The sequence below is a fragment of the Shinella sp. JR1-6 genome (assembly GCF_004284735.1).
In the GTDB taxonomy this organism is placed as follows: domain Bacteria; phylum Pseudomonadota; class Alphaproteobacteria; order Rhizobiales; family Rhizobiaceae; genus Shinella.
The window spans coordinates 1-12,578 of record NZ_SHMI01000006.1 but is presented as its reverse complement, the minus strand read 5'-3'; the positions used below and the strand labels follow the sequence as shown (position 1 = coordinate 12,578).

The 12,578-nt window shown below is 63.2% G+C and carries 14 protein-coding genes and 1 pseudogene; 8 read left to right on the top strand and 7 right to left on the bottom strand.

Annotated features, from left to right (window positions below):
• Window positions 1-173 precede the first annotated feature (173 nt).
• A complete protein-coding gene (gene rirA / locus EXZ48_RS12415; RefSeq protein WP_024270962.1) occupies window positions 174-635 on the top strand; it encodes an iron-responsive transcriptional regulator RirA in 462 nt (153 codons plus the stop codon).
• 121 nt (window positions 636-756) lie between these two features.
• Here the strand turns inward: rirA and EXZ48_RS12410 are convergent, their stop codons facing one another.
• Window positions 757-1,164 (bottom strand): response regulator, encoded by a 408-nt coding sequence (locus EXZ48_RS12410; protein WP_024270963.1) that lies wholly within the window; start codon window positions 1,162-1,164, stop codon window positions 757-759.
• A 125-nt stretch (window positions 1,165-1,289) separates the two neighbouring features.
• Window positions 1,290-2,009 carry a LuxR family transcriptional regulator gene (locus tag EXZ48_RS12405; RefSeq protein ID WP_024270964.1) on the bottom strand — a complete coding sequence of 240 codons (720 nt, stop codon included), beginning with the start codon at window positions 2,007-2,009 and terminating at the stop codon, window positions 1,290-1,292.
• Window positions 2,010-2,500: 491 nt separating this feature from the next.
• Between EXZ48_RS12405 and EXZ48_RS12400 the strand changes: the two genes are divergently transcribed.
• The 7 genes from EXZ48_RS12400 to EXZ48_RS12370 all read left to right on the top strand — a co-directional run bounded on the left by EXZ48_RS12400 (window position 2,501) and on the right by EXZ48_RS12370 (window position 8,808).
• Window positions 2,501-4,096, top strand: a complete 1,596-nt coding sequence (locus EXZ48_RS12400; RefSeq protein WP_024270965.1) for an ABC transporter substrate-binding protein — start codon at window positions 2,501-2,503, stop codon at window positions 4,094-4,096.
• A 103-nt stretch (window positions 4,097-4,199) separates the two neighbouring features.
• Window positions 4,200-5,204, top strand: coding sequence for an ABC transporter permease subunit (locus EXZ48_RS12395; protein ID WP_024270966.1), 1,005 nt, complete (start codon window positions 4,200-4,202; stop codon window positions 5,202-5,204).
• Between the two features lie 10 nt (window positions 5,205-5,214).
• Window positions 5,215-6,123: an ABC transporter permease subunit gene (locus tag EXZ48_RS12390; RefSeq protein ID WP_023516707.1), complete on the top strand. Its 909-nt coding sequence runs from the start codon at window positions 5,215-5,217 to the stop codon at window positions 6,121-6,123.
• A complete protein-coding gene (locus tag EXZ48_RS12385; RefSeq protein ID WP_023516706.1) occupies window positions 6,123-6,977 on the top strand; it encodes an ABC transporter ATP-binding protein in 855 nt (284 codons plus the stop codon). The genes EXZ48_RS12390 and EXZ48_RS12385 overlap by 1 nt, the downstream gene beginning before the upstream one ends.
• The gene (locus tag EXZ48_RS12380; protein ID WP_023516705.1) at window positions 6,974-7,804 is read left to right on the top strand and encodes a dipeptide ABC transporter ATP-binding protein; all 831 of its coding nucleotides are present in this window, start codon (window positions 6,974-6,976) and stop codon (window positions 7,802-7,804) included. Before EXZ48_RS12385 ends, EXZ48_RS12380 begins: the two co-directional genes overlap by 4 nt.
• A 13-nt stretch (window positions 7,805-7,817) precedes the next feature.
• Window positions 7,818-8,333, top strand: a complete 516-nt coding sequence (locus tag EXZ48_RS12375; protein ID WP_130516249.1) for a gluconokinase — start codon at window positions 7,818-7,820, stop codon at window positions 8,331-8,333.
• Between the two features lie 130 nt (window positions 8,334-8,463).
• Window positions 8,464-8,808 (top strand): RidA family protein, encoded by a 345-nt coding sequence (locus EXZ48_RS12370; RefSeq protein ID WP_023516703.1) that lies wholly within the window; start codon window positions 8,464-8,466, stop codon window positions 8,806-8,808.
• A 66-nt stretch (window positions 8,809-8,874) separates the two neighbouring features.
• On the opposite strand, the gene EXZ48_RS12365 is transcribed toward EXZ48_RS12370, so the two are convergent.
• The 5 genes and pseudogenes from EXZ48_RS12365 to EXZ48_RS12345 all read right to left on the bottom strand — a co-directional run.
• Entirely contained in the window at window positions 8,875-9,585 is a 711-nt protein-coding gene (locus EXZ48_RS12365; RefSeq protein ID WP_130516247.1) for a ParA family protein, read from the bottom strand.
• Between the two features lie 147 nt (window positions 9,586-9,732).
• Window positions 9,733-10,821, bottom strand: coding sequence for a chemotaxis response regulator protein-glutamate methylesterase (locus EXZ48_RS12360; RefSeq protein ID WP_130516245.1), 1,089 nt, complete (start codon window positions 10,819-10,821; stop codon window positions 9,733-9,735).
• On the bottom strand, window positions 10,821-11,678 hold the full coding sequence (locus EXZ48_RS12355; RefSeq protein WP_130516243.1) for a protein-glutamate O-methyltransferase CheR: 858 nt from the start codon (window positions 11,676-11,678) through the stop codon (window positions 10,821-10,823). Before EXZ48_RS12355 ends, EXZ48_RS12360 begins: the two co-directional genes overlap by 1 nt.
• Window positions 11,679-11,688: 10 nt before the next feature.
• Window positions 11,689-12,183, bottom strand: coding sequence for a chemotaxis protein CheW (locus tag EXZ48_RS12350; protein ID WP_023516699.1), 495 nt, complete (start codon window positions 12,181-12,183; stop codon window positions 11,689-11,691).
• 2 nt (window positions 12,184-12,185) lie between these two features.
• A pseudogene (locus EXZ48_RS12345) lies at window positions 12,186-12,578 on the bottom strand (methyl-accepting chemotaxis protein); the annotation flags it as partial.

The window sequence follows — 12,578 nt, the reverse complement described above, 5'->3', positions numbered from 1 at the left end:
CTCCTGGTGCATTTATTCTTAACTGCTAAAGTCGTGTTTAACGGCTTGCCCCTCGCAGTCAACCGTGCGATCCCCGCCATAACATGAATGTGATTTTCCGCTTTTTGGAATTGTTCTAAATAGCGAAGTGTCCTATATGTGTGCGGACTAGAAAACCGGATTCGGAGTTCCCGATGCGTCTGACGAAACAAACCAACTATGCGGTGCGCATGTTGATGTACTGCGCGGCGAATGGTGACAAACTCAGCCGCGTTCCGGAAATCGCCAGGGCCTATGGCGTATCCGAGCTGTTCCTGTTCAAGATCCTCCAGCCGCTGACGCGGGCCGGCATCATCGAGACCGTGCGCGGCCGCAACGGCGGCGTACGTCTGCCGAAGCCGGCGGCGGAGATCACGCTGTTCGACGTCGTGCGGGTGACGGAGGATTCCTTCGCCATGGCCGAATGTTTCGAGGCGGGGGAGATCGAATGCCCGCTGGTCGATAGCTGTGGCCTCAATTCGGCGCTGCGCAAGGCGCTCAACGCCTTCTTCGAAGTGCTGCAGCAATATACGATCGACGATCTGGTCAAGGCCCGCCCGCAGATCGGCATGCTGCTTGGCCTGGAAAATGCGGCCGTGCGGCAGCCCGCCGCCTGAGGCTTGAGACAGGGCCTTTCCGCTTTCTTCGCCGGGTGCAATGCCCGGCGCCTCCAGCTTGGTATCGCGCTGGCGGCATATCCATTTCACAAATTTCTGAAAGTGCACCAGACGCCGGAGGTTACTCTCCGGCGCTTGTGTCCTGCCTGACATATTCCCTGAGGATGAACTCGACGGCTGTCGGGTCGAGCTCGGCCTTGTCGATGCGGAAGTCGACGCCGTAATCGTCGATCTTCTGGAAATAGGCATCGCTTATCGAGGAGGAAATGACGCCGACCGGGCCGATGTAGCCGTTGCGCCGGAGTTCCGGCACGGTCTCGCGAAAATCCGCCTGCGGCTGGAGCCGGTTGTCCATCAGGATCATGTCGAGCCGCACCCCGTCAGCACGGATAAAATCCAGCGCCGCTTCCACCGTCTCTACATAATGAAGGGTGATCGCATAGCTTGTCACCTTGCGCATCAGCGCGCTGAGGATGACGTTTTCCGCAGGGTCGTCATCGACAAGCAGGATATGCACGGTTGCGGTCATAGTGGTGGGTGAACCTGATTGCATCGAATGGTTGGCCGGAAGCCGCGGCTACTCTCATCCACGCGGCACGCATTAACAAGTCCCTAACTCTGCTATCGGTAACGCCGCGGACCTGATTTGCGGCATTATTGGATGATTTGCTCGCGGATTGCCTTTGCCACCATCTGCGTACGGTTCACCACGTCGAGTTTCTTCAGGATCGTTGCCGTGTGCGAGTTCACCGTGTGCTCGGAAACCGAGACGATGAGGGCGATCTCGCTTGCCGTCTTGCCGTAGGAGATCCAGCGCAGGATTTCCGTCTCGCGCGGCGTCAGACCCATGCCTGCCTTGTTGGCGAGGACCTTGCGGTAGAAGTAGTCGAAGGCGCAGTTCGCCTCGTAGCAGATCTCGTAGTGGGCGCTGCGGCCGATATCCTCGCCGTCGCCCAGGAAGAGCACCACATACCGTATGCCCCCGATGGAGTGGACCGGAATGGCAAGCGCCATGTCGAAGCCGATCTGCTCGAGGAAGTCGCCGCTGCCGACCGCGCCGTTCTCCACCGGGTCATCGCTCAGCCACACGGTCGGGATGGTCGATTTGTAGAAGCTTTTGAAGATGGCGGAATCGTTCAGGCGATGACGCTTGTCATAGGCCTCGGCAAGGCCGGCTGGCAGGTCGTGCAGCACGAGGCGGCCTGCAAGGTGGCTCGTCTCGTGTTCGTTGGCCAGCTGCAGGATTCCGAAATGCTCGAAACCGTAGCGCAGCGCCAAGGTATGGAAAATGCGAAAGAAATCAACGCGATTGAGAGCCTTCTCAAGATCGCTTTCGAAATCATAGCGCCGGTAGTGTTTGTTCAAGACGGGCACGTGGTCTCTATCCCCAGGGATTCCACGCGTCAAATCTAGCGCCACAATCTTTGGCGGCAAAGGGTTTTGCCGGACAATTTCGTGATGGCGGTCCACTTTTTTGTGGTCGTTCGAACAAGGTGCTGAAAACAAAGGAAGAAACGAAAGAAGGACTGCCCTTCGCTCTTTTCGTCTCGCCCCGCCGCCACAGGGGGAAACAGCGAAGGACAGTCCCTCTTGCCTCGATGTCCCGTTATGGCACGACGCCGGCGTCGCCGCTATCCATTCAGGTCGGGATTGACAAGGCGGGGGGTGGGTGATTCGCGTTGCTTTTGAAGCCGTTTCTAATGCTGTGGAGAATAATCTTCCGCGGTTTTTTCCGGTTGGACAAATTTGTTCGCGGACTTATTGCAATCCTGCGGCAAATGTCGTTCCATCCCCGGCAAGGTCGGGGCCGGAAGTGTACCCGAGCCTGCACAAGAGAACAAAAAAGCAAACCTGGGAAGCTCACTATGAAAAAGCTGACTACTCTCCTCGCAGCGACGGCGCTTGCCTCGTTGATGGGTACGGCCGCCTGGTCGAAGACCTTCGTCTACTGCTCGGAAGCGTCGCCGGAAGGCTTCGATCCCGGCCTCTATACCGGCGGTCAGACCTTCGACGCAGCAGCGCACACGGTCTACAACCGGCTGGTGGAATTCAAGCGCGGCACGACGGAGCTGGAGCCTGCGCTGGCCGAGAGCTGGGAAATTTCCGCCGATGGCAAGGAATATACCTTCAAGCTCCGCAAGGGCGTGAAGTTCCAGACGACCGAGTATTTCACCCCGTCGCGTGAGCTGAACGCAGACGACGTGATCTTCTCCTTCGAGCGTCAGTACAAGGAAGACAATGCCTGGAACAAGTACGTGCCGGGCGCGTCCTGGGAATACTTCTCCGGCATGGGTCTGCCCGATGTGCTCGACAAGATCGAGAAGGTCGACGACCTGACGGTCAAGATCACGCTGAAGCGCCCGGAAGCACCGCTGCTCGCCAACCTCGGCATGCCCTTCATCTCGATCGTCTCCAAGGAATATGCCGACAAGCTGCAGGCTGACGGCAAGATGGAGCTGATGAACCAGCAGCCGCTCGGCACCGGCCCGTTCACCTTCGTTGCCTACCAGCCGGATGCCGCGATCCGCTACAAGGCCAACCCGGACTACTGGGGCGGCAAGCAGAAGATCGACGATCTCGTCTTCGCAATCACCACGGACGCTGCCGTTCGCGCGCAGAAGCTGAAGGCTGGCGAATGCCACCTGATGTCCTATCCGAACGCCGCTGACGTCGCCGAGCTGAAGGCCGACCCGAACCTGCACATCTCCGAGCAGGCTGGCCTCAACGTCGCATACCTCGCCTACAACACGCTGGTTCCGCCCTTCGACAAGGTCGAGGTCCGCAAGGCCCTCAACATGGCGATCAACCGCCAGGCCATCGTCGACGCGGTCTTCCAGGGCGCGGCAACGGTTGCAAAGAACCCGATCCCGCCGACCATGTGGTCGTACAACGACGCCGTCGTCGACGACAAGTTCGATCCGGAAGCGGCCAAGAAGATGCTTGAAGACGCTGGCGCTGCCGGCCTCAAGATGAAGATCTGGGCGATGCCCGTCGCGCGTCCGTACATGCTGAACGCCCGCCGCGCAGCAGAACTGATGCAGGCTGACCTTGCCAAGATCGGCGTCGAAGTCGAGATCGTCTCCTACGAATGGGCCGAGTATCTGAAGCTCTCGTCTGCCAAGGACCGCGACGGCGCGGCCATCCTCGGCTGGACGGGCGACAACGGCGACCCGGACAACTTCCTTGACACCCTGCTCGGTTGCGACGCCGTCGGCGGCAACAACCGTGCGCAGTGGTGCAACAAGGAGTTCGACGACCTGATGACGAAGGCGAAGGAAACCGCCGACGTTGCAGAGCGCACCAAGCTCTATGAAGAGGCCCAGGTCATCTTCAAGCGCGAAGCGCCCTGGAACACGCTCGACCACTCGCTCGCCGTCGTTCCGATGAGCAAGAAGGTCTCGGGCTTCGTCCAGTCCCCGCTTGGCGACTTCGTCTTCGAAGGCGTGGACATCGCCGAGTAATATCGGCTACGAGAAAGCGCACGCCGCAAAGAGCGTGCATTGGCCGGCGGCTCGAAGACATTCGGGCCGCCGGTTTTTCACAAAAATGAAGGGATTGGCTCCCATGTTTCGTTTTATCTTCGGACGGCTCGCCGTCCTGATACCCACGTTCCTCGGGGTATCGCTCATCGCGTTCTCCTTCATTCGACTTCTTCCGGGCGATCCGGTCATGCTGATGTCGGGTGAGCGCGTCATGTCTCCGGAACGACACGCCGAGCTCATGCACCAGCTTGGCCTCGACCGACCGATGTACATCCAGTATTTCGACTATCTCGCCGGCCTGCTCACGGGCGACTTTGGCTCGTCCATCGTGACCAAGCGGCCGGTGCTCGATGACTTCATGCTGCTCTTCCCGGCAACGCTGGAGCTTTCGCTCTGCGCCATCATCGTCGCCGTCGTGCTCGGCATTCCCGCCGGCGTCTTCGCCGCGGTGAAACGCGGGACCTGGCTCGACCAGTCGATCATGGGCGTCGCCCTCGTCGGCTATTCGATGCCGATCTTCTGGTGGGGCCTGCTGCTCATCATCTTCTTCTCCGGTTATCTCGGCTGGACACCGGTCTCGGGGCGCATCTCGCTGATGTACTTCTTCCCGCAGGTCACCGGTTTCATGCTGATCGACAGCCTGATCTCCGGGCAGGCGGGGGCGTTCAAATCGGCGCTGACCTACCTGATCCTGCCGACGGTCGTCCTTGCGACGATCCCGCTCGCCGTCATCGCGCGCCAGACCCGTTCGGCCATGCTTGAAGTGCTCGGCGAGGACTATGTCCGCACCGCCCGCGCCAAGGGCCTGCCGCCGTTCCGGGTCATCGGCGTGCATGCGCTGCGCAACGCGATGATCCCCGTCATCACCACGATCGGCCTTCAGGTCGGCGTGCTGCTCGCGGGCGCCATCCTTACCGAGACGATCTTCTCCTGGCCGGGCATCGGCAAGTGGATGGTCGACAGTGTCTTCAAGCGCGACTATGCCGTGGTGCAGGGTGGCTTGATGCTGATCGCTGCCGTCATCATGATCGTCAACCTCGTGGTCGACCTGCTTTACGGCTGGGTCAACCCGCGTATCCGGCACTAGGAGGCGATCCATGAGCACGGTTCAAAACACGGCCGACACCAAGACGGGTGGCACGCCGCCCTCGGGTCTTTCCGAATTCTGGTTCTATTTCTCGCGCAACAAGGGCGCCGTCATCGGCCTCGCGTTCTTCCTGGTCATCCTGTTCGTCGCTGTCTTCGCACCCTTCGTCGCGCCGCACAGCCCGAGCAGCCAGAACCGCGAACTTCTCCTGCTGCCGCCGGTCTTCCAGGACGGCGGCATGTGGGGGCATATTCTCGGCACCGACGCCGTCGGCCGCGACATCCTCTCGCGCCTCATCTACGGCGCACGCTTCTCGCTCTTCATCGGTCTCGTCGTCGTGACGCTTTCGGTGGTCTCGGGCGTGCTGATCGGTCTTATCGCCGGCTATTTCCGCGGCAAGGTCGATACGTTCATCATGCGCATCATGGACATCATCCTGGCATTCCCCTCGCTGCTGCTTGCCCTCGTGCTGGTGGCGGTTCTGGGGCCGGGCCTCTTGAACGCCATGATCGCCATCTCGCTCGTCAACCAGCCGCACTTCGTGCGCCTGACGCGCGCGGCCGTGATGACCGAGAAGTCGAAGGACTATGTCGTCGGCTCGAAGGTCGCGGGCGCCGGCACGCTGCGCCTGATGTTCCTCACCATCCTGCCGAATTGCCTCGCTCCGCTCATTGTCCAGGCGACGCTCGCCTTCTCGGCGGCGATCCTCGACGCGGCGGCGCTCGGCTTCCTCGGCATGGGCGCGCAGCCGCCGACGCCGGAATGGGGCACGATGCTCGCCGAAGCGCGCGAATTCATCCAGCGCGCCTGGTGGGTCGTCACCTTCCCCGGTCTTGCCATCCTCATCACCGTGCTTGCCATCAACCTCATGGGTGACGGCCTGCGCGACGCCCTCGATCCCAAGCTGAAGAGGTCGTGATGTCGCTTCTCGAAGTCAAAAACCTCACCGTCGAATTCCAGACGGCTTCCGGTCCCTTCCGCGCCGTGGACGGCGTTTCGCTCAAGGTCGACGAAGGCGAAGTGCTCGCCATCGTCGGCGAATCCGGCTCGGGCAAGTCGGTCTCCATGCTCGCCGCCATGGGGCTTCTCCCGTGGACGGCGAAGGTGACCGCCGACGTGCTCACCTTCAACGGCCGCGACATGCAGGCCATGTCCGACAGCGACCGGCGCAAGATCATCGGCAAGGATATCGCCATGATCTTCCAGGAGCCGATCGCCAGCCTCAATCCGTGCTTCACGGTCGGCTACCAGATCGAGGAAGTGCTGCGCATCCACACGGATCTCTCCCGCAAAGCGCGCCGCGACCGGGCGATCGAGCTCTTCCAGTCGGTCGGTATTCCGAACCCGGAAGAACGCCTTGGCCACTATCCGCACCAGATGTCGGGTGGCCAGTGCCAGCGTGTGATGATCGCGACCGCGCTCGCCTGCAATCCGAAGCTGCTGATCGCCGACGAGCCGACCACTGCGCTCGACGTGACGATCCAGAAGCAGATCCTCGACCTCCTGATGAAGCTGCAGGCCGAACACGGCATGGGCCTCATCATCATCACCCATGACATGGGCGTCGTCGCCGAAACCGCCGACCGCGTCATCGTGCAGTACAAGGGCCGCCAGATCGAGGAGGCCGACGTGCTGTCGCTCTTCTCGGCCCCGAAGAGCGTCTACACCAAGGCGCTGCTTTCGGCCCTGCCGGAAAATGCCACCGGCGAGCGCCTGCCGACGATCACGGAAAAGCTGACCGACGCCGAGATTTTTGCAGGAGCAGTCCGATGACCCCTGTTCTTGAAGCAAAGAACCTGAAACGCGACTACCATATCCCGGGAAGCCTGTTCAAACCCGCCAAGACCGTCCATGCCGTCAAGGGCGTGAGCTTCAAGGTCGAGCAGGGCAAGACGCTTGCCATCGTTGGCGAAAGCGGTTGCGGCAAGTCCACCCTTGCCCGCATGGTCACGATGATCGATCCGATCACCGAGGGCGACATGCTGATCGACGGCCGCAAGGTCGACATCGCGCATGAGCCGCTGACCGCGGAAATGCGCAGCAAGGTGCAGATCGTCTTCCAGAACCCCTATGGCTCGCTCAACCCGCGCAAGAAGATCGGCGACATCCTCACGGAGCCGCTGGTCATCAACACCAAGGTGCCTGCAGGTGAGCGGCGTGATCGCGCCATGGCCATGCTGAAGAAGGTCGGCCTCGAGGAGAAGCATTACGGGCGCTACCCGCACATGTTCTCCGGCGGCCAGCGCCAGCGCGTGGCGATCGCCCGCGCGCTGATGCTCAATCCGCGCCTGCTCGTGCTCGACGAGCCGGTCTCGGCGCTCGATCTTTCGGTTCAGGCCCAGGTGCTCAACCTGCTCGCCGACCTGCAGGACGAGTTCAAGCTCACCTATGTCTTCATCAGCCATGACCTTTCGGTGGTGCGCCACATCGCCGACGACGTGATGGTGATGTACTTCGGTGAAGCCGTGGAATACGGCAGCCGTGATCAGGTGTTCGAAAACCCGCAGCACAACTACACAAAGACCCTTTTCGCCGCGACGCCCCGCGTCGACGTGGACGCCATCCGCGCCCGCGTCGAACGCCGCAAGCGCGTGGCGTGAGGACGAACAGCCCATGACGGCGACCCGCGCGATCGTCGTCATGGGCGTCTCCGGTTCCGGCAAGACCTCGGTCGCCGATGGTCTGGCCGCCGCCCTCGGCACCGCTTTCATCGAAGGCGACAGCCTGCACCCCGCCGGCAATGTCGAGAAGATGTCCCGCGGCGTTCCGCTGACGGACGAGGACCGCTGGCCCTGGCTCGATACGATCGGCCAGGCGCTCGCCGGCAGCCTCGACGCGGGAAAGAGCGTTGTCGTTTCCTGCTCGGCCCTGAAAAAGATCTATCGCGACCGTCTGCGCCAGTCGGCCGGCGGAGCGCTGACCTTCGTCTTCCTCAAGGGCAGCCGCGATCTGCTCACGGCCCGCATGGCTGCGCGGCATGGCCATTTCATGCCTGCGAGCCTGCTCGACAGCCAGCTTGCCACGCTGGAGGATCCGTCCGGTGAGGCTGGCGTCGTGACTGTCGGCATCGACGCCGCCGTCGAGACGATCGTTGCCAGGGCGCTCGATGGATTGAAAACTGTCGGCTGACCCACGGTGCATGCGAATTTCCCGCCGGGCCACTGGCGTCCGTGCGCCGGGCCTCGTATAGACGGCCACCGCCGGCCGTTGCGTGCCCGCGGCCTCCCGCGAAGAATTTCAAGCCTGACAGGAATGAGACATGGACATCAAACGCTTTGAAACCGGCCCGCGCATGAGCCAGGCCGTCGTGCACAACGGGACCGTCTATCTGGCCGGCCAGGTCGGTGAGGCGGGCTCGGACGTCACCGAGCAGACGAAGCAGGCGCTGGCCGAAGTCGACCGCCTGCTGGCGCTTGCCGGCACCGACAAGACTCGCATCCTTTCCGCCCAGATCTGGCTCGCCGACATGGCCGATTTCTCCAAGATGAACGCCGTCTGGGATGTCTGGGCACCGCAGGGCCACACCCCGGCCCGCGCCACCGGCGAATCCAAGCTGGCAACGCCGGACTACCTCGTCGAAGTCATCGTCGTCGCCGCGCTCTGAGCCAGGCCTCGGCTGAAACGAAAAGAGGCCGCGGTTTCCGCGGCCTCTGCAATGAAAGCGGGCGCCTCAGGCGACGCTTCGCAGCCTCTCCGCCGCGGTCGGCCGCAGCGCAGCAGGGATCTGCTGCAGCACTTCCAGCGCCAGCGCCCTTGCATTCTCCTGCGCCTTGTCGAGATTGCTGACGCGCCGGGCGTCCATCGTATAGAGCGTGCCGCCGCAACCGAAGATGTCGCGGAAGGCCGAACGTTCGATGATCGGCGTCTGCAGAAGGTGGACCCGGCGAGCCGCGAGCAGGTCCTTGACCGCATGCATCGCGCGCGTCGTCACCATGGAGTTGACACGGGTGAGCACGACGGAATGGCGGATATGGATATCGGCCTTGTCTTCCAGATATTGCAGGAGCTCGATGACATTGGCGCCGCCCTGCGCGTCCATGGCGGAGCCCTGCACGGGGATCAGCACGTAGTCGGAATAGCCCACCGCCTTGGCGAGGAGCGAACTGCGCGATCCCGGCAGGTCGATCAAGACGAAATCGGCGCGCGCCTTCTCTTCGGCGAGCTGCCGGTCGATCGTGCCCATCGTCACATAGGGCACCACCGCGAGGCGATTGCCGAGCAGACCTTTGGAGTTCTCGTGCCAGCGGGTGATCCAGTGCTGCGGATCGGCGTCGAGTACCGAGACGCGAAAGCCGAGGCGGGCAAGCTCGGTCGCTAGCAGCAGCACGGCGGTGGTCTTGCCGGCGCCGCCTTTGGTGTTGGCGAAGGTGATGACGGGCATGGGGCTCCCCGGAACGGTTGTCGAGCCGGTCATCGCTCTCAAAGCACCTCGCATGGTGCTTTGCCATCCTCGGTGATTGTGGTTAATGCCCGATGAAGGCGCCTGCTTTGCCGGGCGCAGAACCATCGTGCAAGCCGCTGGGACAGGCTATCTCCGCCGGTCGGCGGCGAGGATTTCGCGGGCGATCTGATCCAGCGGCAGGATCCTGTCGACGCCGCCATGGGCGATCGCCTCCTTTGGCATGCCGAAGACGATAGAGCTCGCCTCGTCCTGCGCGACCGTATAGGCGCCGGCCTGGTGCATCTCGTTCATGCCGCGTGCGCCGTCGTCGCCCATGCCGGTCAGGATGACGCCCATGGCATTCGCTCCGGCCGAACGGGCGGCGGAGCGGAACAGCACGTCGACGGACGGCCGGTGGCGCGAGACGAGGGGGCCTTCGCGCACGGCGACATGGTAGCGCGCACCCTGCCGCTCCAGCATCATATGGCGATCACCGGGGGCGATCAGCACATGGCCGCGCAGCACGGGATCGCCATGGACCGCTTCCTTGACCTCCACTTCGCACAGGCTGTTGAGGCGCTTGGCGAAGGCGGCGGTGAACTTTTCCGGCATGTGCTGCACGATGACGATGCCGGGGGAGTTGGCCGGCAACTGTTCCAGCAGAACCCGCAGCGCCTCCGTGCCGCCGGTCGAGGCGCCGACGCAGGCGACCATTTCGGTCGTCTTGGCCATGGCGCGGCCGGAGGGCGGGGGCAGCACGGCATCGGCCGTGAGCTTTGCGGTCGGCCCGCTGGCGGCGGCCGAGCGCCGGTTCTGGCCAAGGCGGGCGACGGCCGCGCCCTTGACGGCCTCGCGGATGCGCGTGCCGGACTCGGCGAGGTGGTCGGCCGCGCCGATCTTCGGCTTCAGGATGATGTCGACAGCGCCGGCTTCCAGCGCCTGCATCAGCGTCTCCGAGCCCTCCTCGGTGAGCGAGGAGCACATGACGACGGGGATCGGCCGCTGCGACATCAGTTTGCGCAGGAAGGTGATGCCGTCCATGCGCGGCATTTCCACGTCGAGCGTGATGACGTCGGGCACCTCTTCCTGGATCTTCTTGGCCGCCATGAAGGGATCTGAGGCCGCGCCCATCACCTCGATCTCCGGATCCTGCTCCAGCACGTGGGTCAGCGCCTGGCGCACGCTCGCCGAGTCGTCGATGATGAGAACGCGGATCTTTTTGCCGGGAAGGACCATCAGATCTTCTTGAAAACCGTGTTGGCGACCTGGCGCACCGGCAGGGAGATGCCGGTGACCGTTTCGGAATGGCCCACATAGAGAAAACCGCCGGGAACCAGGCAGTCGCAGAGCCGCGACAGCACCTTGGCCTGTGTCGGCTTGTCGAAATAGATCAATACGTTGCGGCAGAAGATCATGTGCATGGGGTCGCCCACCTTGTAGACGCTGTCCATGAGGTTCATGCGGGCAAAGCCGATCGTCGAGCGCAGGCGCGGATGGATTCGCACCTCGCCGCGCCCGGCATGGCGCGAGACCATGACGTAGCGGCGCTGCATCTCGGCCGGGACGGGCTGGATCATGTCGCGCGGATAGACGCCGCGCCGGGCGGCGGCAAGCACTTCGGTCGAAAGGTCGGTGGCAAGAATGCGATAATCGAGGCCGGACGACGCATCGACGAAATCCTGCATCACCATCGCCATCGTATAGGGCTCGGCACCGATGGAGCAGGCGGCGCTCCACAGCCGCAGCCGCTTGTGGCCGGCCGCCACCATTTCCGGCAGGCCGGTCGCGGCCATGTACTCGAAATGCTTTGGCTCGCGGAAGAAGTCGGTCTTGTTGGTGGTCACGGCGTCGATGAGGAAGATCGCTTCCTTCTCGATGCCGCCGTGCTTGAAGAGATAGTCGCAATAGTCGTTGAAGCTGGCAATGCCGGTTGCCCGAAGGCGCCGGCGCAGCCGGCCCTCCAGCATTGTCAGCTTCGTGATCGGCATCTTGATGCCGCTGTAGTCGTAGATATAGCGCGACAGGGCTTCGAAGTTCCGGTTGCTTAACCCGTCCTCCGCCCCTTGCGTCCGCAATGCTGCTCCCACACCCATGCTCCCGAAACTATGCCGTTGCGGCGAGACGACCCGCCGAACCCATCATCGCCATCTCGGCGCCGGAGAACAGGCGCGCGAGATCGACGATGACGACGAAACCGCCGTTGCGGCGCACGACGCCGGCAATGTAGTCGGACGGCCAGCGCACGCCGATGTCGGGCGCACCCTCGATCTCGTCGGTGCGGAAGGGGATGACCTCGAAGACCCGGTCGGCGACGAGGCCGAGGGTGAGGATCTTCTCACCGATCGGCACGTCGAGCACCAGGGCCCGCGTATGCGGGGTCTTCTCGGTCTTCGTCATGCCGAGACGAAGACGCAGGTCGATGACCGGCACACCCTGGCCCCGCACGTCCCGGAGCCCAAGCAGGTATTCCGGCCCGTGCGGGATCTTGAAGGCATCCTCGTGGTCGAGGATTTCCCGGACGACCGAGACGGGCACCGCAAAGACCTCGCTGTCGAGACTGAAGGTGACGAATTGGGATTCGGAGGATGTGCCGGCCATGATCAAGCGCTTTCCCTGAAGTCTGCGTCGTCGGCATCCGGGCCGCCCATCGACATGTCGAGGGCAAAGCCGCGGGCGCGGGCCTGCTGGCCGTTGACGCTGTTGTCGGACTTGCGAAGCGGCGCGGCGGGCGCCTTGGCGACCGGACGCGACGCGGCCGGCGCCGGGCGGCGCTGCTGGGCGAGCGGGGCGCCGGAGGCGCGATCGACGCGGAAGAAGGCGATGGAGGTCTGCAGCTCCTCGGCCTGGGCGGCCAGCTCCTCCGAGGTGCCGGACATTTCTTCCGAGGCGCCGGCATTCTGCTGGGTCACCTTGTCGAGCTGCTGGATCGCCTCGTTGATCTGCGAGGCGCCGATGTCCTGCTCGCGGCAGGCGGCGGAGATTTCCGAGACCAG

Bases quoted from the DNA above. Each gene is read 5' to 3' on its own strand.
- EXZ48_RS12400 (WP_024270965.1), top strand. From the start codon at position 2,501: ATGAAAAAGCTGACTACTCTCCTCGCAGCGACGGCGCTTGCCTCGTTG.
- EXZ48_RS12365 (WP_130516247.1), bottom strand. From the start codon at position 9,585: ATGCCCGTCATCACCTTCGCCAACACCAAAGGCGGCGCCGGCAAGACC.
- EXZ48_RS12370 (WP_023516703.1), top strand. From the start codon at position 8,464: ATGGACATCAAACGCTTTGAAACCGGCCCGCGCATGAGCCAGGCCGTC.
- rirA (WP_024270962.1), top strand. From the start codon at position 174: ATGCGTCTGACGAAACAAACCAACTATGCGGTGCGCATGTTGATGTAC.
- EXZ48_RS12375 (WP_130516249.1), top strand. From the start codon at position 7,818: ATGACGGCGACCCGCGCGATCGTCGTCATGGGCGTCTCCGGTTCCGGC.
- EXZ48_RS12360 (WP_130516245.1), bottom strand. From the start codon at position 10,821: ATGGTCCTTCCCGGCAAAAAGATCCGCGTTCTCATCATCGACGACTCG.
- EXZ48_RS12355 (WP_130516243.1), bottom strand. From the start codon at position 11,678: ATGGGTGTGGGAGCAGCATTGCGGACGCAAGGGGCGGAGGACGGGTTA.
- EXZ48_RS12395 (WP_024270966.1), top strand. From the start codon at position 4,200: ATGTTTCGTTTTATCTTCGGACGGCTCGCCGTCCTGATACCCACGTTC.
- EXZ48_RS12380 (WP_023516705.1), top strand. From the start codon at position 6,974: ATGACCCCTGTTCTTGAAGCAAAGAACCTGAAACGCGACTACCATATC.
- EXZ48_RS12410 (WP_024270963.1), bottom strand. From the start codon at position 1,164: ATGACCGCAACCGTGCATATCCTGCTTGTCGATGACGACCCTGCGGAA.
- EXZ48_RS12385 (WP_023516706.1), top strand. From the start codon at position 6,123: ATGTCGCTTCTCGAAGTCAAAAACCTCACCGTCGAATTCCAGACGGCT.
- EXZ48_RS12390 (WP_023516707.1), top strand. From the start codon at position 5,215: ATGAGCACGGTTCAAAACACGGCCGACACCAAGACGGGTGGCACGCCG.
- EXZ48_RS12350 (WP_023516699.1), bottom strand. From the start codon at position 12,183: ATGGCCGGCACATCCTCCGAATCCCAATTCGTCACCTTCAGTCTCGAC.